17 protein-coding genes and 1 pseudogene are annotated in these 26,595 nt (G+C 65.5%); 9 read left to right on the top strand and 9 right to left on the bottom strand.

Features of this window, described 5'->3' with window-relative positions:
- Positions 1-520, bottom strand: a pseudogene (locus ACGHJ7_RS08365) (transposase); the annotation flags it as partial.
- A gap of 201 nt (positions 521-721) precedes the next feature.
- On the bottom strand, positions 722-1,360 hold the full coding sequence (locus ACGHJ7_RS08360; protein ID WP_390476290.1) for an RNA polymerase sigma factor: 639 nt from the start codon (positions 1,358-1,360) through the stop codon (positions 722-724).
- 279 nt (positions 1,361-1,639) lie between these two features.
- Here ACGHJ7_RS08360 and ACGHJ7_RS08355 point away from each other — a divergent pair, with 279 nt between their 5' ends.
- The 3 genes from ACGHJ7_RS08355 to ACGHJ7_RS08345 are packed head-to-tail and all read left to right on the top strand — an operon-like array spanning position 1,640 to position 8,234.
- Entirely contained in the window at positions 1,640-3,373 is a 1,734-nt protein-coding gene (locus ACGHJ7_RS08355) for a hypothetical protein (RefSeq protein WP_390476288.1), read from the top strand.
- A gap of 44 nt (positions 3,374-3,417) precedes the next feature.
- On the top strand, positions 3,418-8,019 hold the full coding sequence (locus tag ACGHJ7_RS08350; RefSeq protein ID WP_390476286.1) for a cytochrome P450: 4,602 nt from the start codon (positions 3,418-3,420) through the stop codon (positions 8,017-8,019).
- Positions 8,016-8,234, top strand: coding sequence for a zf-HC2 domain-containing protein (locus tag ACGHJ7_RS08345; protein WP_390476285.1), 219 nt, complete (start codon positions 8,016-8,018; stop codon positions 8,232-8,234). The genes ACGHJ7_RS08350 and ACGHJ7_RS08345 overlap by 4 nt, the downstream gene beginning before the upstream one ends.
- A gap of 143 nt (positions 8,235-8,377) precedes the next feature.
- On the opposite strand, the gene ACGHJ7_RS08340 is transcribed toward ACGHJ7_RS08345, so the two are convergent.
- Complete coding sequence (locus tag ACGHJ7_RS08340; protein WP_390476283.1) at positions 8,378-9,067, bottom strand: queuosine precursor transporter; 690 nt, start codon at positions 9,065-9,067, stop codon at positions 8,378-8,380.
- A gap of 202 nt (positions 9,068-9,269) precedes the next feature.
- Between ACGHJ7_RS08340 and ACGHJ7_RS08335 the strand changes: the two genes are divergently transcribed.
- The 3 genes from ACGHJ7_RS08335 to ACGHJ7_RS08325 all read left to right on the top strand — a co-directional run bounded on the left by ACGHJ7_RS08335 (position 9,270) and on the right by ACGHJ7_RS08325 (position 15,347).
- Positions 9,270-10,613 (top strand): NupC/NupG family nucleoside CNT transporter, encoded by a 1,344-nt coding sequence (locus tag ACGHJ7_RS08335; protein WP_390476282.1) that lies wholly within the window; start codon positions 9,270-9,272, stop codon positions 10,611-10,613.
- A 31-nt stretch (positions 10,614-10,644) separates the two neighbouring features.
- Positions 10,645-11,631, top strand: coding sequence for an isopenicillin N synthase family dioxygenase (locus ACGHJ7_RS08330; protein WP_390476280.1), 987 nt, complete (start codon positions 10,645-10,647; stop codon positions 11,629-11,631).
- A 275-nt stretch (positions 11,632-11,906) separates the two neighbouring features.
- A complete protein-coding gene (locus ACGHJ7_RS08325) occupies positions 11,907-15,347 on the top strand; it encodes a carboxypeptidase regulatory-like domain-containing protein (protein ID WP_390476278.1) in 3,441 nt (1,146 codons plus the stop codon).
- A gap of 79 nt (positions 15,348-15,426) precedes the next feature.
- Here ACGHJ7_RS08325 and ACGHJ7_RS08320 read toward each other — a convergent pair whose 3' ends face one another.
- On the bottom strand, positions 15,427-18,207 hold the full coding sequence (locus ACGHJ7_RS08320; RefSeq protein WP_390476276.1) for an ATP-binding protein: 2,781 nt from the start codon (positions 18,205-18,207) through the stop codon (positions 15,427-15,429).
- A gap of 128 nt (positions 18,208-18,335) precedes the next feature.
- On the opposite strand from ACGHJ7_RS08320, the gene ACGHJ7_RS08315 reads away from it, so the two are divergent.
- The 3 genes from ACGHJ7_RS08315 to ACGHJ7_RS08305 are packed head-to-tail and all read left to right on the top strand — an operon-like array spanning position 18,336 to position 20,973.
- Positions 18,336-19,076, top strand: a complete 741-nt coding sequence (locus ACGHJ7_RS08315) for an energy transducer TonB (protein WP_390476274.1) — start codon at positions 18,336-18,338, stop codon at positions 19,074-19,076.
- 59 nt (positions 19,077-19,135) lie between these two features.
- Positions 19,136-20,176, top strand: a complete 1,041-nt coding sequence (locus ACGHJ7_RS08310; RefSeq protein ID WP_390476272.1) for a mannose-1-phosphate guanylyltransferase — start codon at positions 19,136-19,138, stop codon at positions 20,174-20,176.
- Entirely contained in the window at positions 20,173-20,973 is an 801-nt protein-coding gene (locus tag ACGHJ7_RS08305) for a class I mannose-6-phosphate isomerase (protein WP_390476270.1), read from the top strand. Before ACGHJ7_RS08310 ends, ACGHJ7_RS08305 begins: the two co-directional genes overlap by 4 nt.
- 3 nt (positions 20,974-20,976) lie before the next feature.
- On the opposite strand, the gene ACGHJ7_RS08300 is transcribed toward ACGHJ7_RS08305, so the two are convergent.
- From ACGHJ7_RS08300 to ACGHJ7_RS08280, 5 genes are all read right to left on the bottom strand, one after another.
- On the bottom strand, positions 20,977-23,535 hold the full coding sequence (locus tag ACGHJ7_RS08300; protein WP_390476268.1) for an HWE histidine kinase domain-containing protein: 2,559 nt from the start codon (positions 23,533-23,535) through the stop codon (positions 20,977-20,979).
- The gene (locus ACGHJ7_RS08295; RefSeq protein ID WP_390476267.1) at positions 23,532-24,041 is read right to left on the bottom strand and encodes a hypothetical protein; all 510 of its coding nucleotides are present in this window, start codon (positions 24,039-24,041) and stop codon (positions 23,532-23,534) included. The genes ACGHJ7_RS08300 and ACGHJ7_RS08295 overlap by 4 nt, the downstream gene beginning before the upstream one ends.
- Positions 24,042-24,282: 241 nt before the next feature.
- The gene (locus tag ACGHJ7_RS08290) at positions 24,283-24,585 is read right to left on the bottom strand and encodes a polyhydroxyalkanoic acid system family protein (RefSeq protein WP_390476266.1); all 303 of its coding nucleotides are present in this window, start codon (positions 24,583-24,585) and stop codon (positions 24,283-24,285) included.
- Between the two features lie 4 nt (positions 24,586-24,589).
- Positions 24,590-25,360: a hypothetical protein gene (locus ACGHJ7_RS08285; protein ID WP_390476264.1), complete on the bottom strand. Its 771-nt coding sequence runs from the start codon at positions 25,358-25,360 to the stop codon at positions 24,590-24,592.
- Between the two features lie 10 nt (positions 25,361-25,370).
- Entirely contained in the window at positions 25,371-26,579 is a 1,209-nt protein-coding gene (locus ACGHJ7_RS08280; RefSeq protein WP_390476262.1) for a toxic anion resistance protein, read from the bottom strand.
- Positions 26,580-26,595 lie beyond the last annotated feature (16 nt).

Raw genomic sequence — 26,595 nt, 5'->3', positions numbered from 1 at the left:
CGCTTGGCGTTGACCAGCCAGCCCTCATTGCGCAGCAGCGCTGTAATCCGGCGATAGCCATATCGACCATATTGCTGCGCCAGCCGGATGATCGCAGCAGTCAGCGGCTTCTCGTCTGCTCGTGGCGTGGGCAGCTTGCGTTGAGTCGAGCGGTGCTGACCAACGACCCGGCAGGCCCGGCGCTCGGATACATCCAGCACCTCCTGCACATGATCGATGGCCAGCCTCCGTCGTGAAGGGCTCAGTACTTTCCCTCAACAACTTCCTTCAGAATGAGAGCATCCAGCGTGAGATCGGAGACGGCCTTCCGCAGCCGCTGATTCTCCTTCTCCAGATCCTTCAACCGCCTTGCCTGGCTGACCTTCAGCCCGCCATACTCACGCCGCCAGCGGTAGTAGCTCTGCTCCGAGATCCCCAGCGACCGGCTGATCGCGCCAACCTTCTCGCCCTGCGACAGCCGAACCTCGGCCTCTCGCAGCATCGCAATAATCTGTTCTGGCGTGTATCTCTTCCGTGCCATTCATCAGCTCCTTTCAAGCCGTAAATAGCCGGTTCTCTAACTCTCAAAATGGTCCACTTTTCGGGGGGAAGGTCAGTGCCGCTGGGCGCGGTGGAAGAAGCGCTGGACGCTGCCGCCGCATCGGGCCCAACGGCCGCGCCCGTCACGGACTGAACCCTCTGCGCGAAGGTAAGGGTCCGGCCCGCACGAAATGGCGGCCCGTCAGCAGGCGATGGCGTAATTGGGTGCCGGCTGGACCGCTGTGCCGATAGCCGCGACAGGCAGGATGGCGGGCGCCGCAGACTGGTCGCATGCTTCCAGTTCGCTGCTGCCGAGCGCCTTCCTCAGGACCTTGCGTGCATAGTGCAGCCGGGTCTTGACCGTGCCGACCGGCACGCCTGTCGCATCGGCGATATCCTGCACCGACAATTCGTTGAAGTAGGCGAGCGTGACGCATTCGCGATGCGCCGGCGACAGGCTGCCCAAGGCGAAGGCGATGCGCGATGTCATGTCCCGGGCATGGGAAGGGGCATCGGGCCGGGGGCCTGTATCGACGATTTCGGAAAAGCTTTCGGGCGGCAGGATGCTGACCCGGCGGCCTTCCTTGCGCAGCCGGTCGATGGCCTTGTTGCGCACGATCCGGCGGATCCAGCCCGCCGCTGCGCCGTGACCGGCATACCGGTCCGCATTCTGCCAGATATGCAGGAAGGCTTCGTCCACGGCATCTTCTGCCGCCGCCATGTCGCCCGCCAGGATGGCCTGCGCCTGTGCGACGAGGCCGCCCTTCATGGCGGAGTAAAGCTGTTCGAATGCGCTCTCGCTACCTTCGGCAATCTTCTGCAGACAGATGCGGCAGTCCATGTCGTTTCCCCTTTTTCGCCATCCGCGTGATCGGGTCCGTCGGGATGGTTGCCCCCGGCTTCGCATCGGCGTGGCTTGCGACGCTGCGAAACCGGTCCATCCCCGCTGATCACGAGATACTGGCTAGGGACCACCTGCCCTGCCGGCGGGAAAGCAATGTGACTCCTGCGGGAAAAAAGCGTGAAATATGGGGAGAATGCGTTAGTCATGGAAGCGATCGGGCCTGTGCAGGCCCATCGTAAGGGGGCGCACAGGGGGTGCGCATTGCAAGGGGGCGAGATGACGCAGGACGGTATCTTCGCTCTCAGGTTGCTGGGGGTTTTCCGCCTCGACGGGCCGGATGGAAAGCGCATCGATATCCGCAGCAAGCGAGGTCAGGCGCTGGTCGCGATGCTCGCCACCGCGCCGGGCGGCGAACGGTCGCGCGCATGGTTGCAGAACATGCTGTGGAACGACCGCGCACCCGAACAGGGGCGGGCCAGCCTGCGGCGCGAACTGTCGAACCTGCGCCCGCTCCTGAACGGCGATACCGAGCTGCTGGCCGTCAACAACCAGACCGTCGCGCTGGACCTCGCCCGGCTGTCGGTCGACGTGAACGCCCCCGTCGGCCCCGACGGCAAGCCGCCGTTCGGAGAATTTCTCGAAGGGCTGGATATCGCCGGGGAATCGGCGTTCGAGGACTGGCTGCGCGAGGAACGCCAGTCCCTGTCGGACCGCGCGGAAGCTCTTGCAGAGGACCGCGCAGGCGGCACGCCGGCGGCAGGCCATGCCATTACGCCGATGCCTTCCGGCGGCGTGCCGACAGCGGCACCGGAAGAAGCGATGGACGACAAGGGCGCGCTCGCCGTTCTTCGCTTCACCATTGCACCGGAGGACGAGGAAGGGCGGATCATGGCCGACGGCCTCGCCGAAGACCTGATCGAGACCCTGTCGAACACGCGCTGGCTGCCGGTCATTGCGCGCTCCAGCAGCTTTGCCATCAGCGCGGGCGACGTCGAACCGCGCCGCGTCGCCGGCAGGCTGGGCGCACGGTATCTGGTGGAGGGGCGTCTTGTCCGCGTGGGCGAGAAGGCGACTTTGCGGATCGACCTGCTGGACGGCGAAACAGGCCTGACCCTCGGCAGCGAGAAGCACGAATGGAGCAACGCGGCAGACCGCCCGACCACCGACCGGATGATTGCCGACATCGCGGCCGCGCTGGGCATGGGGGTGGAACAGGCGGAGCAGCAGCGATCCTATCGCAAGGACGGCGCGCAGCTGACCGCTGCCGACCTGATCTGGCGCGGGCGGTTCCACCTCAATCGCCTGACCGATGGCGACAATGCGCAGGCACGTACCCTTTTCCTGCAGGCGATCGAGGAAGACCCGTCCTCGGTCGAGGCGCGCATCCAGCTGCTGTGGCTGAACATCCGCGAATTGTGGCTCAATCGCGGATCGGTCGAGGCGATCTGGCAGGCGCGGCGCGATGCGCAGATGGTGATCAAGGCCGATAGCGGCGATGCGCGCGGCTACATGCTGGCCGGTATCGTCGAGCTGTGGCTGGGCAAGGTCATGCGGGCGGAGAGGCTGCTGACACAGGCGATAGGGATCAATCCCAGCCTGTCGGCGGCCCACGCGCAGCTTGGCGGCGTGCATTATTTCCAGAGCAAGTGGAACCGGTCCATCGCGGCGCTGGAGCGTGCCCGCAGGCTAAGCCCGACGGATCACGACCTGTTCTTCATCCACGGCCAACTGGCCATGGCGCACCTGTTGTCCGGCGATTGCAAGCGCGCCGTCGAATGCGCGGAGGAATCGCTCGGCCTGCGCTCTGGCTACTGGTTCAGCCACATGGTCAAGGTCGTGGCCCTGTCGAACATGGACGAGATGGAGCGGGCGCAGGAGGGCTTGCGCGACCTGCTGGAGGCCAAGCCGGGCTTCTCGCGCCGCTATATCGACTGGCTGCCTTTCGACGATAGCGGCCACCGCGAATTTCTGTGCGAGCATTTGAACCGGGCAGGGCTCGCACTCGACTGACGACAAGGGGTCGCATCCTCCCGCGTCGCAGGAAAAACAGGGGCATGGCCAGGGCGAAATATTTTGAAGGCATCAGGAAAGCGCAGGAAGAGGACGCAGCCGGGGGTGATGCCGGGCCGCATATCCCTTTCTCCATCGACGCGCTGCGCCCGGACAGCTGGCGCGCCCGGGTAACGGGCAGGCTGACGCAGGCGGCCATTCCCTACGTCTACGCCCTCGCGCGGCAATACAGGCCGGTGCTGGACCTTGCCGGACTAATTCACGTGACCCGCGCCGAACAGGTCCGCGACGTGCTGGCCCGCCCGCAGGACTTCATCGTACCGTTCGAACCCGAAATGAAGGAGCTGGGCGGGGGATCGACATTCCTGCTGGGGCTGGACGGGCAGGATCACGACCGCCTGCATGCGATATTGACCCGCGTCCTGTTGCCGGGGGACGTTGCGCGCATCGGGGCCCTGGCGGAGCAGTTTACCGACGGCATCCTCGACAATGCGCGGGGCGAAATCGACGTCATCGCCGACCTCCTGCGCCGCGTGCCGACCGAGATCTGCCTGCGCTATTTCGGGCTGAGCTGTCCCGACCCCGACCTGTTTGCCGACTGGACGCTGGCCATCTCCGCACTGCTGTTCGGGGATCCCTACGGCGATCCGGTGACGCGGCGGCTGGCGAAGCACGCGCAGGTCCGCCTGACGGCCGTCATCGAAGAAGCGATCGCGCGGCACCGGCAAATCCTGCCCCATGGCAGCCCGCGACTGGAGGCGCGTACCACGCTGGTAGAGCAATTCCTGCTGGTGCAGCGGGAGGATCCCTCGCTGACCGATGGCGACATCCGCGCCATGCTGCTGGGCCTTGCCGCAGGCTTCGTGCCGACCAATACGCTGGCCGGGGCCAAGATGCTGGAGGAACTGCTGGACCGCCCGGAGGCGCTGGAGATGGCGCGGGCGGCAGCCCGGTCCGGGGATGCCGAAGCGATGCGCCGGATCGTGCTGGAGGCAGGCCGCCTGAACCCTGCGCTCGCGCCGGGCCAGTGGCGCTATTGCCCGAAGGAGGCGACCCTGTCCGTCGATGGCAGGCCGCGCGTGATCCCCGCCGGTTCGACGCTGCTGGTATCCACCCAGTCGGCCATGCGCGACCCGCGCGAATGGGACCGCGCGAACGCGTTCCGGATCGACCGGGTCCGGGCCGACGGGTCGTACCAGGAACCGGACCTGATGTTCGGCATCGGCTCCCATCGCTGCCTCGGCGAACACCATGCCGTGGCCCAGATATCGGGCTGTTTCACCGCATTGCTGCGCCGTGACCGGGTCGCCCGGGCCCGTTGGCGCAGGGGGCGGGTGAAATATGCCGGGCCGTTCCCGCGCAACCTCGTCCTGACCTATTCTGCGCCGGACACGAAACAGTCCATGTTCCTGGTGATCGCGCCCGTCACCGATGGCGCATCGAAGGAACAGGTGGAGGAAACGATTTCCGCGCTCGGCCATCCGGCTCAGGCTGGCATACGCGCCGCGCTCGACCGGACGAACGTGGTTCATTTCGCATCCCTCGTCGCGCTCGAATCCGAACGCGGTCTCGACGTGGTGTTCGAACTGAGCTGCGACGGTGACATTCCCGGCGCGCTGGCACGGATCGAGGAGGAGGCGGGGGACTTGCTTCATCCTGTCTTCGCCCATTGCGGCCTGCGCCATGACGAGCGGCTGCGCATCTTCCTGGGCGCCCACGTCGTGATACTGCATGGCAAGCTGTGGGGAGCGACGGGGCTCGATTTCAACGGACTGGGCGAATTCCCGGTAGAGCGGACTGCGCGGCAGGCCCAGTTCGCGGATTTCGCCGGCCGGACCTTGCGCGATTACGTCGCGACCGAGACCGCGCGGGGCAGCCATCCGACGCTGACCCTGAACCATCTGCGCCGCATCCTGCGCGGTGATCCGGTGCTGAGGGCAGAGGCGACCGATGCGCAGAAACAGCTGATGGACGAGGCGCAGCGCGAAGGGTGGGATGCCTTCCATCTCGGCACGGACCGGATGCGGCTGCAATTGGCAAAATTCCGCCAGATAAAGGGATGGCGCGCAATTTTGTGGCGTTTTCTCGGCACGGGCGACGGGCTGTCCGTGTGGTTCCCCGTGCTGGCCGTCGTGCTGCTGGCGACCGCCGTCATCCGCTCTGCGCTGGGCGAGGGGATTGCCCTGCCATGGCTTGTGGCCCCGCTGCTTGGCATTATCGCAGGGCTGCTGCTGGTGGCGGCGATTGCTGGCCTGTTCGTCTGGCGGTTGCGTGTGCTGGAGACCTCCGAAGTCCCCAGCACCGAGCGCGCATCCATGGACCACCTGAAGGCGCTGGCCGCAGCGGAGGATCACCCCGGCTACGCCCAGAACCACGTGCTGGCAGTCGGGCGGCTGAAAAAAGGAGCATTTCGCACCTTCCTCCACGCCCTGGCGCTGTGGGGCATCCGGATGATCATCACCCACGGCATCCGTCCGGGCTTCGTGTGGAACATGGGCACGATCCACTATGCCCGCTGGTGGCGCCTGCCGGGGACGCGGGTCGTCGCGTTCTATTCCAATTTCGATGGCAGCTGGGAAAACTACCTGGAAGATTTCATCGTCCGGGCGAGCGAGGGCCAGACCGCTGCGTGGAGCAATTGGGAAGGCTTTCCGAAATCGCGCCTGATGATGCTCGACGGGGCGCTCGATTCCGATGCGTTCAAGCAGTTCACCCGGACCGTCCAGCGGGCTGCGCCGTTCTGGTATGCGCGCTTCCCGGAACTGACGTCCGACCAGATCCGCAATAACGGGCAGATCCATGTGGGGGCCGCGCTGGGCCGCACCGCGACCGAGGCGGAGGAATGGGTCCGCTGCTTCAGCTCCATGCCGCGCACCGCGAACATGGTCGAAACCGACGAGGTGCAGGCACTGGTCTTTCGCGGGATGAAGCGGCTCCCATACTCGGTCGCCCTGGTCGCGAAACTGCCCGGCGATCCGGTCAGTCTGGGCAATTGGCTGTGCTGGGTCCGCGGACGGCCCATGCAGGTCGGCGCGGTGCAGGCCGGCGCTGGCGGGGACGCGGACGAAGTGCTGGAAGAACTGCTGAAGCACGAGGTCATCACCCCCGTCCCGCGTGCCGGGGGGCGGCGGACCGAATATGCACTGGCGCATTCGCTCAGCATCACGTTCGGGGATCGCCCGCTCATGGGTTTCGATGCGTGGTCGGACAAGGCCCGCAGGGAAGAGGGCGATGACAGGCGCAGCGATGCCGACAGGGCGATGGGGCAGGCGGTATTCCTTGGCCTGGCGGCTGCGGGCCTGGCGAAGTTCGATGCGCCAAACATGCCGGCCGGCTCTGCTTGGGACGGCCTGCCCGGTGCATTCCGGATGGGCATGGCAGCGCGGCACCGGATCAATGGCGACCGCGGCGCGGATTCTCCGGAGCACTGGCGCTGGCATGACGATCCGTCCGGGGACGACCCCGCGGAGGCGACCCTGATGCTCTATGCCGCCACGCCGGAGGCCTTGCAGCGCATGGTGACGATCCACGCCGGATTGCTGGAAAACCATGGCGGCGCGGTCCTGCACCAGACCGATTGCGCGCCCGTTTCCGACCATCCCGACCGCACGGATTTCGAGCATTTCGGCTTTCGCGACGGTATTTCGCAGCCGGTCATGCGGGGAACCACCCGCTCGGTCAGGAACGTGCCGGAGCGCGACATCGTGGAGCCGGGCGAGTTCGTCATCGGCTATCCCAACGATTCAGGCTACATGCCGGAAAGCCCCCATCTGCCCGCAGACGCCGACATTGCCTGCGCGCTGCCGGTGGTCATCGGCGACAATCTGTCGCGCTATACCGATTTCGGGGACGGCAGCCTCGCCAACGCGCCGCGCGATTTCGGGCGCAATGGCACGTTCCTGGTCATCCGCGAACTGGCGCAGGACGTGGGCGGGTTCGAGAAAGGGGCCGAAACCGCAGCCGGGCAGCTTTCGGAAGGGGCGCTGGGCGATCTCTACAAGCTGGTCGGACAGATGCCCGATGCCGAATGGGTGAAGGCCAAGATGATGGGCCGCTGGCCCGACGGACGCCCGCTGATCGGCAATCCGGTGCGGCGGGAGGGCGAGCAGGTTTCGCCCGAGCGATGGGCGGAAAACGATTTCTCCTACGCGCTCGACGATCCGCAGGGCCTCGCCTGCCCCTTCGCTGCGCATATAAGGCGCACCAATCCCCGCGACAGCAAGCATCCGGACGATCCGCACGAACAGGCGATTTCCAACCGCCACCGCCTGCTGCGAAGGGGGCGGCCATACACGCGTGCCGATGGCGAGAAGGGGCTGCTGTTCGCGTGCTTCTGCACCGATATCGAGCGGCAATTCGAATTCGTGCAGCAGCACTGGGCCGATGCGCCCGCTTTTCACGGGCTCGACAACGAACCCGATCCGATCATCGGGGCCGATCCGGTCGCGGTCCGGGACGGCGGGATGCGCGAGCGCGGGTTCACCATTCCGACGGCGGCAGGCCCGGTCCGGCTGGGCGGCCTGCAGAAATACGTGACGATGAAAGGCGGCGGCTATTTCTTCATGCCCAGCCGTTCGGCCCTGGGCTGGCTTGCCGACATATCCCTGAGAAAGGGCAACATCTTTCGCAGCGATCCCTCGCGGTGAAGGGCGACGGGGCATCGGAGCGGCTGGCGGCCATGCTTCCCTTCTACGTCAACGGGACGCTGGACGCCGCCTCGCGGCGCGAGGTCGATGCGGCGCTCGAGGCCTCGCCCCGATTGCGCGCGCTGCTGGCGCAGGAACGGGAACTGGCGGTCACCGTGCGGCGCGACACGGCCGGCCGGCTGGAGGAATGGGAGAAGCGCAGGAAGGACGATTGAACCTTCCGCCAGGGCGCGGCGACCTAGCCCTGCCGGTCTGGCTTGCACCGGCGCTTTCCGCCCTGCCGATCCCTTTTCCGGCAGACGCGCGATCCCGGCTGCGCCTTGGCTCTCGCTAGTGCAGCCGGGACAGGCGTGCCCGCTCAGCCCAGCCGGCGGGCGATGCGCACGAACAGGGCAATCAGCGGCGGGACCAAGACAAGCGACAGCACGACCTTCGCGATGACCTGTCCGATCAGCAGGTTGGTGATGTCGAACTCGCCATAGAAGGCGAGCGTCACGAAGATGACCGAATCGATCGCCTGGCTGAGCGCGGACGCGATGGCGCCGCGGATCATCAGGCCGGTGGTTGTGCCCTCTCCGCTCGTCTTGCCGCGCAGGCGGGAGAACAGCCAGACATTGAGCAGCAGCGATACCAGATAGGCCGCCGGGCCCGCCGCCATGATGCGCGGGGTCTGCGACAATACCGTCTCGAACGCGGCAAGGTCGCTGGCGCGATATTCCAGCATTTCCGGCGAAGCGGGCAGCGACAGCACCAGGAAGATCAGGACCGCCGAGACGGCCAGCGGCAGGAAACCCCACCACACCAGCCTGCGCGCGGTGGCATCCCCGTACACCTGCGCGATCGTGCTGGAGACGACGACCAGGATCAGGAAGGCGAAAATGCCTGCCTCAACCGCCAGGTTGGTGAAGGGCAGTTGCACCTGCTTGAACGCCAGGAACCCGGCCAGAACGGCCATCCCGCCATAAAGCAGGGACAGGACGAACAGGCCGCGGGGCATCGCATGCGCGGATGGGGTGCCCGAAGGCGCGGTGGTGGTGTCGGTATCCATGGACGCTGACTATGCAGCCTGCCGGGAAAAGGGAAGGGTGCCTGCGCCTTCTGTCCGCAAGACGTCTGACAAGCCGTGCGCGCAGGTTTGACTCGTCCGGACCGGTCGGCAATGGGCAAACGTGTGGATTCGCGGGGCAAGCGCCCCCGCGAATGATATGCGCGGCCGTCGGCCGCAACCGACGACGGGGAACCTGCCGACAATGCATCCGATCCTGACCAGCCTGTGCGGCATCATCGCGATCCTGCTGGTCGCCTTCCTGTTGTCTACGGGCAAACGCCGCATTTCGCTCAGGGTAGTGGGCGCTGCCTTCGCGTTGCAGGCCATAACCGCGCTGCTGGTGCTCAGGACCCCGTTCGGGGTACAGGCGATCCAGGGGTTGTCCAACGGGGTCATCGCCCTGCTGGACTATTCCAAGGTTGGGATCGAGGCTGTGTTCGGCCCGATGGATGCCAACCCGTTCACCAATACCTTCGTCATTGCAGCCCTGCCGGTCATCATCTTCTTCGCCGCGCTGGTTTCGATCCTCTATCACTGGGGGATCATGCAAAGGCTGGTGCGCTGGGTCGGCGGGGTGATCGGCTGGATTACCGGCATCAGCAAGGTCGAGGCGCTGGGCAGCGCCGCCAATATCTTCGTCGGCCAGTCGGAAAGCCCGCTGGTCGTGCGCCCCTATCTCGCGTCCCTGTCCCCCAGCCGCCTGTTCACGCTGATGAGCGTGGGCATGGCCGGCGTCGCAGGCACGATCCTGGCGGCCTATGCCAGCTTCATCGGGGAAGAGGCGGTGCCGTTCCTGCTGGCGGCGGCCTTCATGTCCGCGCCGGGCGGTATCCTGATGGCGAAGATCATCATGCCCGACGACGAGAGCGACCTGGCGCGCGGCGCGGCGGAACTGGCCGGTTTGGAAGAAGAGGACATTCACCTGCCCAAGTCGCGCATCAGCGCGGAAGGTCCGGGCGCGCTGGTCGAAGGCGGCGTCCCGCACGAGGTGGAAATCGCCCAGACATTCGAGGAAGGGCATGTCCCCGCCAACGTGATCGAGGCTGCGGCACAGGGCACGCAGACCGGGGTGAAGCTGGCCGTTGCGGTCGGCGCGATGGTGCTGACCTTCGTGGCGCTCGTGGCGCTGGCCAATGGCGTGCTGGGCGGAATCGGCGGCTTGTTCGGCTATCCCGAACTCTCGTTCCAGCAGCTGCTCGGCTTCATCTTCGCCCCCGTCATGTTCCTGATCGGCGTGCCATGGGAAGATGCAGGCATCGCGGGCGGATTGTTCGGCACCAAGATCGTCCTCAACGAATTCGTCGCCTTCATCGAACTGGGCGCGCTGGGGGACGGCACGTTCAGCCAGCGCACCACCGCAATCGTCACTTTCGCGCTGTGCGGTTTTGCCAATTTCAGCTCGATCGCGATCCAGATGGCGGTGACGGGCGGCCTTGCCCCGAACCAGCGCCCCGTGATCGCCCGGCTCGGCCTGCGGGCGCTTGCGGCCGGCAGTCTCGCCAACCTGATGAGCGCGGCGCTGGCGGGTCTCTTCCTGCCCTATTAAGTCGCGGCGAGCCGTATTAAGGGGATCGGCCATGACCGATTCCCGCACCGCAGACACCGCCCGGGCAGGCGCCATCGCCTCCGTTTCCCTCGACCGTCCTCTGGAAGACATTGCCGACGAGCTGGGACGCAGCTTTGCCGAATTCGGCTTCGGCGTCATCCGCGACCACGGGATCGACGCCGGACTGATCGCGCGGGCGGAAGAGATGTCGAAGGCGTTCTTCGCGCTGCCGGAGGCGACCAAGCGTGCCTACAAGATCGAGGGCGGCGGCGGTGCGCGCGGCTACACCCCCTTCGGGACGGAGAAAGCCAAGGATGCGAAGGTCCATGACCTGAAGGAATTTTGGCATGTCGGGCGCGACCTGCCTGAAGGGCACGCGCTGTCCGATTTCATGGCGCCCAATATCTGGCCGTCGGAAGTGGGCGGTTTCCGCGAGACGTTCGAAGACCTCTACGCCGCGTTCGAGACGGCCGGCGCGCGCGTGCTGAAAGCCATCGCGCTGCATCTGGGGCTGGAGCGGGATTTCTTCGAGCCGACGATTGCGGACGGCAATTCGGTGATGCGCCTGCTGCATTACCCGCCGATGGACCGCGCCGATGCCGAAGGCGCCATCCGCGCCGCAGCGCATGGCGACATCAACACCATCACCCTGCTGCTGGGGGCGGAGGAAGCCGGGCTGGAATTGCTGACGAAGCAGGGCGAGTGGCTGGCAGTCGATCCCCCGGCGGGCGCGCTGGTCGTCAATATCGGCGACATGCTGGAACGCCTGACCGCCGGACGCCTGCGTTCCACCACCCACCGCGTGGTCAATCCGCGCGGGGAAGCGGCGGGCCGGGCGCGCTATTCCATGCCGTTCTTCCTGCATTTCCGCCCCGACTACCTGATCGACCCGGCCAGCCTTGCTGCGGCAAGCGATTCCGAGTCGGGCGCTGGAATTGCAGCAGATTCCGCCAGCTACACGCCCATCACGGCCCACGATTTCCTGATGCAGCGCCTGCGAGAGATAAATCTCGCCTGACGAAAGCGCCGCTTTCGCGGTCAAAATGACAGTTTCGCGGTTTTCCCGGGATGTTGCAATGCAGCAACAGCCGATTTCCCTTACGAAAAGCAGGGTTTCGAGCCGATGGCCGCGAGAAGCTGTGACTGCGCTGTCGCAGTGTAATATTGCCGCAACAATCAGGCGCGCTAGGGGGCGGCGAGCCGCGTGCAAGGGATCGTGCGCCGCCCGCAATCGAAATTCTTCGACCCACACATTTTGACCACAAAGCGAACATTCCGAGAAGGAACGTCCCCATGAAGATCAAATATCTCCTCGCTGCCAGCGTCGCCACGATCGGCACCGCTGTCGCCATGCCTGCCCCGCTTGCGGCGCAGCAGATTACCTCCGGCATCGAAGGCACCGTTTCCGGCGCCGACGGCGTTCCGCTTTCGGGTGCGACTGTGGTCGTCACCGATACCCGTACTGGCCAGGTCAGCACGCTGCGCACCGACACCGACGGTTCGTTCCGCGCCGGTTCGCTCGTCCCGGGCGGCCCCTACACCGTGACCGCCACGGCGGCAGGCTTCGAAGGCCAGTCGGTCGAAGACCAGTTCATCACGATTTCGGGCAACACGTCCTACGACTTCGAACTGACCGCTGCATCTGCCGCGAACAATGCCGATGTCATCGTCGTCACCGCGCAGCGCGCCGGCGTGCAACAGCTTGCCGTCGGACCGGGCACGGCCTTCGGCGAAGCCACGCTGGAAGCATTCCCGTCGCTGACCCGCGACGTGCGCGACATCATCCGCCTCGACCCGCGCGTCAGCCTCGAGCGCGCCAACGAAGTCGACCGTATCTCGTGCCTCGGCGGCAACGACCGTTCGAACACCTTCACCGTCGACGGCATCGTCCAGGCCGACGTCTTCGGCCTCAACGGCACGCCGTTCGCAGCGCGTAACGCCCTGCCGCTGCCGTTCGACGTGATCCGCGAAACCTCGGTCGAATTCGCACCGTTCGACGTCGAATATTCCGACTTCACCGGCTGTCTCGTCAACGTCGTGACCAAGTCCGGCCAGAACGAATTCCACGGCTCGGCCTTCTTCACATTCCGCAATGACGACCTGCGCGGCGACTCGCTGGAAGGCGTCGACAACATCGCTTCGCCGTTCGAGGAAAAGCGCTGGGGCGCCACGCTCGGCGGCCCGATCGTGAAGGATCGCCTGTTCTTCTATGCCGGTTACGAGGAAACCGATCTTGGCAACGCCAACGAATTCGGTCCCTTCGGCGGCGGATTCGCCAACGAAGCAGACTTCGTGACTCAGGCCCAGTTCGACCGTTTCGCGCAGATTGCTAACGATGTGTACGGCCAGGATGTCGGCGGCTACCCTGTGACCCTGCCGGAATCGAGCGTGCGCTATTTCGGCCGCGTCGATGCCTACATCACCGACGATCACCGTCTCGAAGGCACGTATCAGCGCCTCGAAGAAACCAATGTCGAATCCGACACCGGTGGCCAGGAACTGACCGGCCTCAACTCGTTCGAGGACGAAGGCACGGTCTCCGACTACTACTCCGCACGTCTCTACTCCGACTGGTCCGACATGATCTCGACCGAGATCCGCGTCAGCCGTTCGGAAGTGGCCGACGTCCAGGGCCCGGTCGGTTTCGGTGAAGCGCAGTCGGACAACCCGACCGTGCGCCTGTCGGTTCTGGTTCCCAACGAAACCAGCGGCCTCATCCCGGGCGGCCAGAACGGCCTGCTCAGCACCGGTCCGGGCATCTTCCGTTCGGCCAACGCGCTGAACACGAAGGTCGACCAGGCCAAGTTCCAGATGAACATCGACGGCGGCGATCACCTGTTCAAGATCGGCGCAGAGGTGAACGACCTGGAGGTCTTCAACCTGTTCGCCATCAACGCGACCGGTACGCTGTTCTTCCGCAGTCTGGACGATTTCGCGGCTGGCCGCGTTGCTCCGGGTGCCTTCTCCAGCGTGTTCGGCGGCGGCGCCGATGCGGTTGCCGGCGGCGCTCTTGGCGGCGGCGACATCTCGGCCACGCCGAGCGGCGACATCAACGAAGCGGCGGCTACTTTCGGCCGTACCATCTGGTCGTTCTACGCCCAGGACGAATGGCAGGCGACCAGCCAGCTTTCGATCACCGCCGGCCTTCGTGCCCAGCTGTATGACGGCGACGCCCCGCGTCCCAACCCGCAGTTCGCTGCCCGTTACGGCTTCACCAACGCCAATGCGTTCAGCAAGCTCGACACCGTGCTGCTGCCGCGCCTGTCGGCCACTTACGAATTCGACAATGACGGGTTCTTCTCGAACAGCCGCTTCACCGCGGGTTACGGCAAGTTCTCCGGCGGCGACCCGATCGTGTACTTCTCCAACGCGTTCTCCAACAACGGTTTCTCGACCGGCCAGGAAGACACGTTCGGTCCGTGCGACGCGATCACCAATACCGACGGTTCGATCACCGTTGTCGAGAACGGCCAGTTCACCGGCTTCCCGGAATGCGCCCGTATCGCGGCGTCTGCCGAAGCGGCTGCCGGCCTTTCGGACACCCAGTCGACCGATCCGGATTTCGACGTGCCCACCGTGTCGCGCTTCAACGCAAGCTTCACGACCGATTTCGGTACGCCGACCGGCTTCTTCAGCGGCTGGCGCCTGAACCTCGACTACATCTACTCGCGGTTCCGCGACACGCTGAACTTCGTCGACCTGGCGCAGACCCCGGACATTCGCACCAATGGCGGTTTCACCGTCGACGGTCGTCCGATCTACGCTGCAATCGACCCGACGGCCGCTGGCTGCGGTGCGACCCTGGTCGGTTCGGGCGGCACCCCGCCGGTGTACAACAACGTCACGCCTGCCTGTTTCGCGACCGGCCGGGACGACGAGATCCAGCTGACCAACGGCCCGTCCTATGACAGCCACGTCGCCTCGATCAGCCTTGCGAAGAACTTCAATGGCGGCATCATCACCGATGGCGGCAATGTGAACTTCCGCCTGGGCTACGCCTTCACCGACTCCAACAACAACCGGAATGTCGGTTCGTCGACTGCAACCTCGTCCTACGACGTGACGGCAGCCTTCGACCGCCAGAACCCGGCGATCTCGACGTCGAACTACGAGACGCGGCACAATTTCTCCGCCGCCCTCAACCTGCGCGAGCAGTTCATCGACGGCTACGACACCTCGCTGGGCATCTTCTTCCGTGCGTATGAAGGCCGGCCCTACAGCCTGACCTTCGACGGTGGCGGCGTGTTCAACGACAGCTCGTCGGGCAGCGACAACGCGGTTCTCTACATCCCGACCGGTGTGAACGACCCGAACGTGTCGCCCCTGTCGGATGCCGGTGCCGTGGCCGACCTGCTGAACTACCTGAACACCAGCGAAGTAGGTGAGCAGTGCAGCTTCACCGCCGGTCAGTCGATCGCCCGTAATTCCTGCCGTAACGACTGGAACTACGACCTCGACCTGCGCCTGAGCCAGGAAGTTCCGTTCATCGGATCCTTCACCGGGATCGCCAACGACCGGCTCGAGCTGTTCGCGGACTTCGACAACTTCCTGAACTTCATCGATGACGGGGCGAACATCATCGCTTCGCGCGGTGACTTCGTGGACCTCGTCGATGGCGGCGTGGACGACCAGGGCCGGTACATCATCTCGGGCTTCAACCCGGACGATACCGAATTCGTCGGCACGACCAGCTCGATCTGGCGCATCCAGGTCGGCGTTCGCTACGAGTTCTGATCGAACCTGACACGGCGATCCCGCGGGATCGCACAGGCGGCGGCCCTTCCTCCATGGAAGGGCCGCCGTTTGCGTTTCCTCATGCCGCCTGCAGCAATTGCCGGGCGATCTGGCGACTGGCGGCGACGGGCTCGTTCGATTTCAGGGCCCGCTCCAGCGCGCCCGCGTGCTGTCCCAGTTCGTCCTCGCCGAACATCCCTGCCGTTCCTGCCAGCTTGTGCACGATCCGCGCCAGGTCTTCCCGAGCGCGGTCGTCCATTCGGTCCTGCGCCACCAGCGCGCGTACCGCCTCGACCGCCTCGCGTCGCCTCTCCAGCCATCTCTCCCGCGCGCTTTCGGCCACGGGGGAGGGGCGGGGCGCGAAGGAAAGCGTGGCCCCTGCCTCGTCGGCCGATGCAGGCAGCCACCGGTGCAGGGCTTTCAGCAATTCGCCGAAAACCAGCGGTTTCGCGAGATGCGACTGCATTCCGGCCTGCTGCGAGGCGGCGATATCCTCGGGAAAGGCATTCGCCGTCAGCGCGATGATGGGAAGCGCGGCCCCGTCGATCCCGTCCGCCCTGATCCGCCGGGTCGCGGCGTATCCGTCCATGCCCGGCATCTGCACGTCCATCAGCACCAGGTCGTAAGGCGCGCCCCCGGCCCGGGCCGCCAGCACCTTCTCGACCGCCTGCGCGCCGTCCACGGCAATGTCAGGGGTGAGCCCGCATCGCTCCAGCATGGCGCCCACGAGCAGGCGATTGACGTCGTGATCCTCTGCCAGGAGGATGCGCGCATCCCGGCGCAGGATCGGCTCGGGCGAGGGGGCAGCGTCCTCGGGCCGGGCGATGCTGCGTTCGCGCGCGCAGATCAGCGGTACGCGCAAGGTGAAGCAGGAGCCTGCACCCGGCGTGCTCGAACAGCTCAGCGTGCCGCCGAGCAACTCTGCCAGTTGGCGCGAGATCGAAAGGCCGAGGCCGGTTCCGCCATATTTGCGGGAGGTTTTGCCATCCGCCTGCTGGAACGGGTTGAAAATATCGTCCAGCCGTTCGCGCGAGATACCGATGCCGGTATCCTTGACCGCGACGACCAGTTCGCTTTTCGCCGCCCTCGCGGTCACGGAAATGCGCCCCGTTTCCGTGAATTTCACCGCATTGCCGATCAGGTTCAGGATGATCTGCCGCAGGCGCAACTGGTCGATCAGGATTTCCGGCGGCAGGCCCGGTTCGACCGAGGCGGACAGTGCGATATCCTTTTGCTGGGCATGCGCCGCGTGCAGCCGGACACAGCCCTGCAGCAGGTGCGACACGTCGACATTCTCCGGCGTGATGACGATCTGGCCGGCCTCGATCTTCGAAATGTCGAGGATGTCGTTCAGCAGCAGCATCATCGACCGTCCGGATTCGTAAATCAGGTTCGCATAGCGCCGTTCCTCCTCCTGCAGGTCCGCCTTGCGCAGCAATTCGGCAAAGCCGAGCACGCCGTTCATGGGGGTGCGGATCTCGTGGCTCATATTGGCGAGAAATTCCGATTTCGCGCGGGCGGCGTTTTCCGCGTGGCGACGCGCACGAACCAGTTGCCGCTCCAGGATGACCCGGTCGGTCACGTCGCGGGCGGAAAACAGGATGCCTTCGTGGCTGCCGGTCACAGGGTTCTTCGCGACCACGCAATCCGCCTCGATGAAGACGGGGCTGCCATTCTCGTCGTCGATCAGCCGGCGATAGGTAAAGCGCTCCTTGGCCGACTGGCCGGACATCAGCCGCTCGTTGGCCGCAAGGATCGTCTCGCGCGCCTCGTCATGCATCCGGTCGGTGGTCTTGTGACCGAGGAACGCCTCCGGTCCCACACCCAGGACATCGGCCACCGACGGGGACACATAGGTGCAGATGCCGTCCGCATCGAAGCGCAGGATGGCATCGCTGATATTGCTGGTCAGCAGGTCCAGCTCCTCGCGCCGGGCGGCTAGGGCTTCGGTCATCTGGCGGCGCCCGTGCAGCACGGCGGCCACCGGCAGGCCGATCAGGAAAGCGGACGCGATGAAGGCCTGCAGGACGATCAGCTGCTCGGTCAGCCCGCCATCGACCAGCGTGATGGGGCCCTGCCCGTTCCAGGTGAATACCGTGGCGATGACCGAGACCTTGATGGTCGAGAACGCGGTGCCCAGATTGCCCAGCCTGAAGGCGTAGAGCACGATAACGGGCGGCACCAGAAACAGCAGCGGATAGCCGTTCTGCGCAAACACCGCGACCGTCGCGCCCGTGCCCAGCGTCGTCAGCAGCAGCCAGTCGCGCCGCTCCTGCTCATCGGGCCAGCGCGCGCGGGACAGGCTGTCGGCGATGACCAGCAGGCAGGGGGTCAGGATCACGATGCCCAGCGCATCGGTCAGCCACCATTTCAGGAACCCTGCCACAGGCGCGGCGCCGTCGGCGAAAAGTGCCGCAGTCGCAACCAGCGCGCTGGCGAGCGGTGCCAGCGTTCCCGCCAACAGGGCGACCATGATCAGGGCGCGGATGTCGCGCATATCCGCAGTCGGACCGCAAAGTCGGCGCACCAGCGTCACCGCCAGGAATATCTCGATCGAATTGGCACTCGACAGCGCCAGCCCCTTTGCCAGCGTATCGCCCACTGCCAGATTGGCCGCGATGTTCCCCGCAAACAGGCAGGCATAGAGTAGCGGCTCCAGCGATCTTTTCCGGCGCAGGAGGTATGCGATGGCGAAGGCGTTAGGCACCCAGACCGCCGCAATCCGCCCGCTGCCGCGCGATGTCTCGATACTGGCATAGGCAAGGCAGCCGAACAGGACGCCCCATGCCAGCGCGGTGAGCGTCGCGCGTATCGTGAACGGAGGGTCGGCTCTTTCTTTGGCCCAGCCCCTGTCTTGCACCCGGTTTTCCTGCATATTTCGCCCCTTCGCGGTAATTGTAGAGAGCGAAGAGGGTTTGCGGGCGGCACGGCCTCCGGTTTAGAGTCACAAGATATATTGGCGCGGCATAGACGAGGGGATTTGCGACAATGGCCGAGGGCGAAAATTTCGTCAGCAGGAAACGGAGGCCGCGCGTCCCCGTGCTGATCGCCATCGCCCTGCTGCATGTCGCCATTTTCTACGGCCTCATCCGTGCGCTGGCGCCCGATTTCACGGCCGGGGTGGAGCAGTCGGTGACCGAGGCCTTCACCGTGACAATCACCGCGCCGCCCGAGGAAGAGCCTCCCCCGCCGCCAGAACCCCGGCCCGAACCCGATGAAGGCGCGCAGGGCGATCCGGGGCGCGAAGCTGTGCCGCGCGACACCGCCACACCCACCCCGCGTATCCGCGTGCGCGAGGATCCGCCTGCACCGCGCGCCACCTCCACCGGCAGCGCGGTGAACAGCGGGGCGGCAGACAGCGGTTCGGGCACGGGTGCAGGAGGCTCAGGCGATGGCACGGGCAGCGGCCAAGGCGGCGGAGGGCAGGGCGGCCCCCCGGTCCAGGTGGCCCCGCCCCGCCTGGTGGAAAGCATTTCGGATTCCTCCCTGTTCCCCATTCCCCCCGGCGGCCGGGAAGCGCGGGTGGGCAGGCGGGCCGTCGCAATCCTCAACGTCTCGGCTGAAGGCCGCGTGACCGGATGCCGCATCCGGGAATCGAGCGGCTTCCCGGAAACGGATGCGGCCCTGTGCCGGCTGGCCCCGCAATATATCCGCTTCGAGCCGGCGCGGGACCAGAACGGCGAGCCGATGGCCTCTGTCTTCGGTTACCAGCAGAGGTTCTTCAATTGACGAAACCGGAGCGTTGCCGGTCATGGAATCTCAGTATTCCGATGATAAGGGCCTGAGGCATGAGCGAACTGATCCATCCCGTGATCCTGTGCGGAGGCGGCGGAACGCGCCTGTGGCCGATGAGCCGGCCGGCGCGTCCCAAGCCGTTCCTGCCGCTGCTTGGCGAGCGAACCCTGTTCCAACAGGCGCTGGACCGGGTGTCCGATGGAAGCATCTTCGCAGGGCCGACCGTGGTCGCCGGGGAAGCGCATGTCGGCCATATCCGCGAACAGGGCGGGGATGTCCTGTCTCTGATCGTCGAACCGTGCGGCCGGAACACCGCGCCTGCCATTGCCCTGGCCGCAGCGCGGCTCCCCGATGATGCGGTGATGCTCGTTTGCCCGAGCGACCATCACATCGGCGACGTGCCTGCCTTCGTTGCCGGAGCGCAGGCTGCGGCGCATCTCGCGAAGTCCGGATGCCTTGTGGCCTTCGGTATCGCGCCGGACCGTCCCGAAACGGGCTACGGATACCTCCAGCGGGGCGATCCCATGGAGGGCGGCTTCGTGCTGGACCGCTTCGTGGAGAAGCCGGACCGCGCGCGGGCCGAGCAGTTCCTCGCCGATGGCCGCTTCAGCTGGAATGGCGGAATTTTCGCCTTCACGGCCGGGCGCTTCATGGAGGAATTGTCGCGCCATCGGCCCGAAATGGCCGAGGCGGTGCGGCAGGCGGTTGCCGCCGGCGCATCGGACGGCGCGACGTTCCGCCCGGATGCCGGACCGTTCGAGGGGATCGCCGGGGAATCGGTCGATTATGCAGTGATGGAAAACACGGACAGGGCCGCCATGGTGCCGGTGTCGATGGGATGGTCGGATATCGGAAACTGGCAGGCCCTGCACGAGGCGCGCGCGGCAGGCGGTGCGGAAGCGCAGGGCAATGTTGCAGAGCCGCTGCACGAACTTGCCTCATGCTCCAACGTGATGGCCGTCAGCGACGGACCCCGCATCTCGGTCGTCGGACTGGACGGAGTCATCGTTGTCGTCGACGGCGACGAGGTGCTGGTGACCAGCGCCGACGGGGCACAGGCTGTCGGCCAGTTGGCCGGAGCGAAGGGAAAATGAGTGCCCGCCTGAAAACGCGCACGGTCGAGAAGGTGTGGGGACGGCGCGAATTGCCGGACCCCTTCTCCAACCCGTCCGGCAACCCGATCGGCGAAATCTGGTTCGAGCCTCCGCCCGAACTGGAGCAGTTGCTGGTCAAGTATCTCTTCACCAGCGAGAAACTCTCGGTCCAGTGCCATCCCGGGGATGGCAACGCACCGCCGGGCGAACGGGGGAAGGAAGAGTGCTGGTACGTGCTGGATGCACAGCCGGGCGCGAAACTGGCCATCGGGCTGCAGCAGGAGGTCTCGGAAGGCCAATTGCGGGCCGCCGCGCTCGACGGATCGATCGAGAGCCTGCTGGCATGGCATGAGGTTGCGGCGGGCGATTTCTTCTACCTGCCGGCAGGTACCATCCACGCCATCGGGCCGGGACTGTCGCTGATCGAGGTGCAGCAGAACAGCGACATCACCTACCGCCTGTACGATTACGGCCGCCCGCGCGAGCTGCATCTCGATGCCGCGCTGGAAGTCGCGATCCGCGCACCCTACGATGCGGGGCGGTCTCGCAAATTGCCGGAAACGGGCGATGCCGTGCTGGTAGAAGGCCCGCATTTCCGGCTCGAGCGGATTTGCGGTGCGCCCGGTACCGAGCAATACGAGCGCCTGGCCGGACGTGCCCTTATCATCCCGCTTTCAGGGGAATATGCGGTCGGTGAGGAGACGGTTCTCGCCGGTGCGTGCGCGTGGACGCCGGGAATGGGCAGGGTGGCCTGGCCCGATGACGGCGTCGCCCTGGTTGCGGCGCCCCTGAAGTAACGCTCAAGGCCGATAATCGGCGAGAGCCTTCTCCAGTTCGTCCTTGCCGTAAGGCTTCTGCAGCACGCCGCTGGCACCGGTTTCCCCGTATCGGTCGGCCATCTCGCCATAACCGGTGGCGAGCACGAACGGCACGCCCGATGCGGCCAGCTTCTCGGCCACGGGTTCGCTGGTCGTTTCGCCCAGGTTGAAGTCGAGAATGGCCCAGTCGGGCTTTTTCTCGTCCAGCATGGCCAGGGCCTGGACGACGGACGACGCAACGCGAACCTTGGCGACGCCGAGGTCGCCCAGCAGGCCTTCAACGTCGAGCGCGATGATAAGGCTGTCTTCTACCAGCAGCACGTCGCCCGGAATATCCTGAGAAGCCTCCTGGACGACGCTGCCCGGCTCGACCTTAGTCACAGCGCCCGTCCGGCTGGGAGCATCATCCGGCACTTCGCGCAGGTGGGTCGCAGGGATGACGAACCGCGCGACCACGCCTGCGGGGTCGTAGGTGATGCCCGCTTCGCCTTTCAGCTCGTGCGGGATGGAGCGGTGGATGATGGTGCTGCCGAACCCCTGTCTCGTGGGTTCCCTGACTTCCGGTCCGCCCGCCTCGCGCCATTCGATTTCCAGGCCGGCGGCCGCATTGCGTGTCAGGGTGACGGTCAGCGTTCCGGTCCCGTCGGACAGGCTGCCATATTTTGCCGAATTGGTCGTCATCTCGTGGATGACCAGCGCAATGACGGTGTAGGCCTCGGGCGTGACATACATATCGTCACCGACGACGGAGAAACGCGACCGCTTCGCACCGAGATAGGCTTCCGCCTCGTTCTCGATCAGGCCGGTCAGCGAGGCTGGCGACCAGTTTTCGCGGGTGATGTTGTCATGGGCCGATGCCAGCGCGCCGATCCGCCCGCCGATCAGTTCGGCCAGTTCCTTGCCGTCGCGCGTTTCGTGGCTCGACTGGTTCACGAGGCCGCGAATGAGGTTCAGGATGTTGCGGACGCGGTGGTTCAGCTCCGCAATCAGCAATTCGTGCTTTTCCTGCGCCTTCTTGCGTTCGACCGCGACCTCGTCGGTCATTTTCAGCACGACTTCGAGCAGGGCGATGCGCAGCGATTCCGCCAACCGGATTTCCGCATCGGAGAAATCCGCACTGCGATTGGCAACCGTTTCCTGCCACGCGGCAAAGCTCTTGCGCGGGCTGATGCGAAGGCCCTTCTCTTCCTCGATCAGGACCTTTTCGGGATTGCCCGCCCAGGTCACGACCTGCGGCAGGGGGCGGCGCCAAAGAATGAAATAATCGCGCGGCGTGCGCGAAATGGGCAACATCAATGCGCCAGCGGCCTTGCGGGCGAACCCGGCCGCTTCGGGCAACGTGCCTGACAGGTTTTCGCTGACCACGACGCGGCCGCCATTGCTGGCATTGAGCGCGGGCAGGATTGCGCGAAACTCTTCCTCGTTCGGGCCATGCCCTTCCAGCCGGTATTCGCCGTCCACGAAATAGGCGATGCCGTCATGCGGGATGGCCTTGTTGATCGGCTGCCGCAGGGCGAACAGCTGTTCGCTCAGATTGCCGCCATCGGCGACGCTGCGCAGCAGGCGCTGGCGCAAATCGTCACCCAGTGTCTGGACCCCGCGCGCCTCGGCATTGAGCAGCCGCTCTACCGAAAGCGAGAACAGTTCGGAGAACAGCTCCGCCATCGTGCGCTGGTCGAAACCCGGCAGGCGCGGCGTCATGTGGTGGCACGAGAACATGCCCCACAGCTGCCCGTCGATCACCAGCGAGATCGTGAGCGAAGCGCGGACGTTCATGTTGCGCATGTATTCGACATGCATCTTCGAATGCGCGCGCAGCACGCTCATCGACAGGTCCAGCACGGTTCCGTCGACCGATCGTTCGGGCAGGACGGGAACCTCTTCCGCTTCCATGTCGGCGATGACGCGGAACCGGTTGCGCACCATAAGGGCGCGGGCCTGCTGCGGAATGTCTGAGGTGGGGTATCGCAGCCCGAGGAACGAATCGACCTGGGAATGCCGCTGCTCCGCGACCACTTCGCCGCTGCCGTCGGGATGGAAGCGGTAGAGCATGACGCGGTCATAGCCGAGGATGGCGCGCACCTGGCGCGTGCCTTCCTCCAGCAGGTCCTGCAAGTTCGCAGTCTTCTCGAAGCGGGAAAGCAGCGGGCGCAGGGATGACGGGCCGGACACGTCGTTATCGGAATGCGGCTCGAATTCGACGACGATGGTGGATGCGCTGTCATGCACCGCGACATCGAACAATTCGCCATTGCCCGTCAGGTCGACACCGAAAATCCGCTCCACGATATCGCCCGAAATCGAGGCGGACATGGTGCGCAGCCGGGCAAAGACCTCTTCGGTCATGACCTGGCTGAGCGGGGTGCCCAGAGCGACCGGGCCATCCTTGCCCAGCATTTCACTGGCATTGGCGCTCGCATGGCTGACGGTCCAGTCATCGGCAAAGGCCAGCAGGGCGCCGAATGGCTGGATGCAGCCGATGAGGTGGATGGGCTCGCGGTCGCAATTGGTCAGGTCGACCTTGGGATAGCGCTGGATCATGCTGCCATCTCGCGGATGCGGGCAGGCAGCATGGCCTCGCACACGGCGCGGAAGTGGCCGAAACACGCCGCCGCGCCTGCTATCGCGGCGCTCGCGTCCGCAGGATCCGGGCAAGGCACCTCGATGGCGCGTCGCAGTTCGGCAAAATAGGCGACCATGTCGGGCGAAGACAGGAAACGGACTGCAGCTGGCAGAGCATCGCGCTTGCCGAGGTCGGCGAGCATTGCCCGGTTGCCGAGCGACGATCCGGCCAAGACCCATGCCGCGCCCAGCGGGTCGGCACCGGCAGTAGGATAAAATGCGGGGACAGTGCCGCCTTGCGGGTTCGCGAGCGTTTCCCCCGATTCGCCGAGGTCGGCCGCGATGAGCGGGGACATGGCAGGCGGTACCGGAATCGACATTTCGTAAGTCGCCAGCCAGTCTTCGACCGGGCGGCGCGCTGCGTACTGGACCTGGAGGAACGTGCGATATTGTGCGGAATCGGCCAGCTCGAGAGCGCCCAGCATGGCATCGAGCAGGTCATGCTCCGCCCGCGTCGCGGCTTTCAGGCGCGAACGAAGCGTCGGAGCTCGTCTGTCTATGCTTACGTCGAATCTCCGCCAATACGCGACATGGTCACGCACCCTTCGACCCTTGGCCGGGCCTCCAGGGACTCCAATGGCGAAAGGTCGGTCCTGCCGCAAGCCCCGAAGTGCCGACAACCATACCCGGCACACGAAACCAAGGTTTTGTGATGCCTAACAAATGTTAGACGGGGCCGAGAAGCTTCTGGCCCTTCTGTTGCAAGGCGCCCTTCACGATCGGTTCGAAGAAAGACAGGGCGGCCGGCAGCGTCAGGTCCACCACCACGCGGGCATCCTCGATTTCCACGAAACCGGCCACGGTCTGCCCCATCGCGCCGACCGACAGGGTCATCCGGTCTTCGCTGGGCCAGCCCGTTTCGACCTCGGCCATGCCGCCCGGTATATGGTCGGCCAGTTCATGACTGCGTTCGCGCAGGCGGCGGCGGACTTCTTCCTTGGGAAGCGAATGGGGGATCGGGACGCGCATGGTCTCAGCCTTCCTTCGCCGGGTCCGCAGCGACGGGATCGGCAGGATCGCCGTATTTGTAATCCAGATAGCGGTGTTTCACGGCAAGGTCGTCCAGCGAGCCTTCGGCCAGTTGCCGGGTCACGTGGTCGATTTCCTTGCTGATCTTGCCCAGTCCCTCGGTCAACTGGCGGTCCGGCGTGGCCCCGGCCCTCTCCTCGCGCCGCAGGTGGTCGGGGATGCCGCGATAGCTGTCGATCATGTCGGGCAGCGTCTCGCCCACCAATTGCCGCACCTCGCGCGTGGCGGGATGGTCCGCCGGAACCCGTTCCAGCTGCATGCCCAGCGCGTCGAGCTGCACGCCCATATCGGCCACGATTTTCGCGGCCGGAGGGGGCAGGGCGGGGCGCTGGCTTTCCAGCCATAGCTCGGTCCTGCCGACCAGCTGGCGCGCATCGCCCTTCGCCGCAGATGCGCTGATGTCGGCCCGGCCCGGGACCTTCACCTTGGGGAAGCTGGAGAAGACGGCGATGGCGATGACGGTAGCGAGCAGCACGCTCATCACGCCGATGAAACCGATGCCGTTCAGGATCGCCCCGGCGATGCCGCCCGCGACCCAGATGGCGAAGACCGCGATCAGCACGTTGCGGATGCGCTTCACCCAGTTCGCGCGCTTTATCCGGCGCGATCCCTGGCCGATGGACTCACGCCTGTGCCGGCCGCCCGAACGATTGTCGTCGCGCACCATGCGGGCTTCCTGGATCAGCCGGTCGGAATTGCGGGTGAGGTCGTTCATCCTTCCGCGCTCAGCCTTCGATGCTCAGCAGGTCGCTGGTGGCCACCTGCCGCGATGCCTGCGCCTGCCCTTCGGCCCGGGCGATGTAGCCTTTCGACCGCTCGACCTCGTCCGACAGGGTGTCGACCGTCTGCTTCATGCTGTCGAGCGCGCGCAGCTTGAACGAATCGACCTCGTCCATCGTGTCGTAGATGTTCTGGAAGGCGCGCTGCAGCGTCTCCAGCGGAATGGTGCTGCTGGCGGCCTGTTCGTGGATCTTGCCGGTCTGGTCGCGCAGCAGGGTGGACGTGCTGTCGATGATGCCCGCCGTCGTGTCGTTAAGCGCGGTGATCTGCCCCAGGACCAGTTTCTGGTTGGTCATCGCCTCGGCCACCGTCACGGCCGTGCGCAGCGCGCCGACGGTGGTGGTGCTGGCGCGGTCGACACCCTTCACCAGCTCGACATTGTTCTTTTTCACCAAGTCCAGCGCCAGATAGCCCTGCACGCTGACCGCCATCTGGGTGAGCAGATCCTGCGTGCGCTGGCGGACGTAGAACAGCGCGGTCTCGCGCACGGCCTTGGCCTTGGCCGGGTCGACCGCGTCGAGTTCGCTCGCCTTTTCCTCCAGCCGGGTATCCAGCGTCTTGGAGATGTGGATCATCTGTTCCAGATTGCCCATCGCCTCCCACAGCTTCTTGCGCTCCACATCGATGGCGGCATTGTCCATCAGCAGCTCGTCCTTGCCGCTGGCGAGGTTCTCCAGGATGGACTGGATGTGGGTCTGCGCGCTCTGGTAGCTGCGGAAATAGCCGTTCAGCTTGTTGCCGAACGGGATGATGCCCAGCAGCTTGCGCCCCTTGCTCAGCTTGCCCTTCTTGCCGGGATCGAGCTGTTCCACCACGCTGCGCAGTTCGGCAAGGTCGGCGCCGACGCCGTTATCCTTGTCCATCGCGCGCACGGGCCGGTCGAGAAAGCGGTTGGAATGCGAGGCCGCCGCCATGATTTCCTTGCGGCCCATATTGGTAAGCTGGTCGACCTTTTCCCCGAATTCGGGGGAATTGGCATCGGCCGAGACGAGATCCGCGACGAAGCCTTCGACCTTTTGCGCCAGCTTGTCCTTCACCTCTTCCGACACGGGCACCAGGCCGGCGGCCTTTTCCGGCGCGATGTCGGGCACGGGGTCGGGCGGTGTCAGGTCGAATGCGGGCTTCGTCTGGGTTGTCGTCTCGTTCGTCGCCATATGCGCGTCTGTCCAG

It is taken from the genome of Altererythrobacter sp. MTPC7, assembly GCF_042851395.1.
In the GTDB taxonomy this organism is placed as follows: domain Bacteria; phylum Pseudomonadota; class Alphaproteobacteria; order Sphingomonadales; family Sphingomonadaceae; genus CAJXSN01.
Note: the sequence above shows the minus strand (reverse complement) of the source record. Positions and strands in the feature narration are given on the sequence as shown.

Coding starts and splice junctions, on each gene's coding strand:
- ACGHJ7_RS08360 (WP_390476290.1), bottom strand. CDS start 1,360: ATGGACTGCCGCATCTGTCTGCAGAAGATTGCCGAAGGTAGCGAGAGC.
- ACGHJ7_RS08355 (WP_390476288.1), top strand. CDS start 1,640: ATGACGCAGGACGGTATCTTCGCTCTCAGGTTGCTGGGGGTTTTCCGC.
- ACGHJ7_RS08350 (WP_390476286.1), top strand. CDS start 3,418: ATGGCCAGGGCGAAATATTTTGAAGGCATCAGGAAAGCGCAGGAAGAG.
- ACGHJ7_RS08340 (WP_390476283.1), bottom strand. CDS start 9,067: ATGGATACCGACACCACCACCGCGCCTTCGGGCACCCCATCCGCGCAT.
- ACGHJ7_RS08335 (WP_390476282.1), top strand. CDS start 9,270: ATGCATCCGATCCTGACCAGCCTGTGCGGCATCATCGCGATCCTGCTG.
- ACGHJ7_RS08330 (WP_390476280.1), top strand. CDS start 10,645: ATGACCGATTCCCGCACCGCAGACACCGCCCGGGCAGGCGCCATCGCC.
- ACGHJ7_RS08325 (WP_390476278.1), top strand. CDS start 11,907: ATGAAGATCAAATATCTCCTCGCTGCCAGCGTCGCCACGATCGGCACC.
- ACGHJ7_RS08315 (WP_390476274.1), top strand. CDS start 18,336: ATGGCCGAGGGCGAAAATTTCGTCAGCAGGAAACGGAGGCCGCGCGTC.
- ACGHJ7_RS08310 (WP_390476272.1), top strand. CDS start 19,136: ATGAGCGAACTGATCCATCCCGTGATCCTGTGCGGAGGCGGCGGAACG.
- ACGHJ7_RS08305 (WP_390476270.1), top strand. CDS start 20,173: ATGAGTGCCCGCCTGAAAACGCGCACGGTCGAGAAGGTGTGGGGACGG.
- ACGHJ7_RS08300 (WP_390476268.1), bottom strand. CDS start 23,535: ATGATCCAGCGCTATCCCAAGGTCGACCTGACCAATTGCGACCGCGAG.
- ACGHJ7_RS08295 (WP_390476267.1), bottom strand. CDS start 24,041: ATGCTGGGCGCTCTCGAGCTGGCCGATTCCGCACAATATCGCACGTTC.
- ACGHJ7_RS08290 (WP_390476266.1), bottom strand. CDS start 24,585: ATGCGCGTCCCGATCCCCCATTCGCTTCCCAAGGAAGAAGTCCGCCGC.
- ACGHJ7_RS08285 (WP_390476264.1), bottom strand. CDS start 25,360: ATGAACGACCTCACCCGCAATTCCGACCGGCTGATCCAGGAAGCCCGC.
- ACGHJ7_RS08280 (WP_390476262.1), bottom strand. CDS start 26,579: ATGGCGACGAACGAGACGACAACCCAGACGAAGCCCGCATTCGACCTG.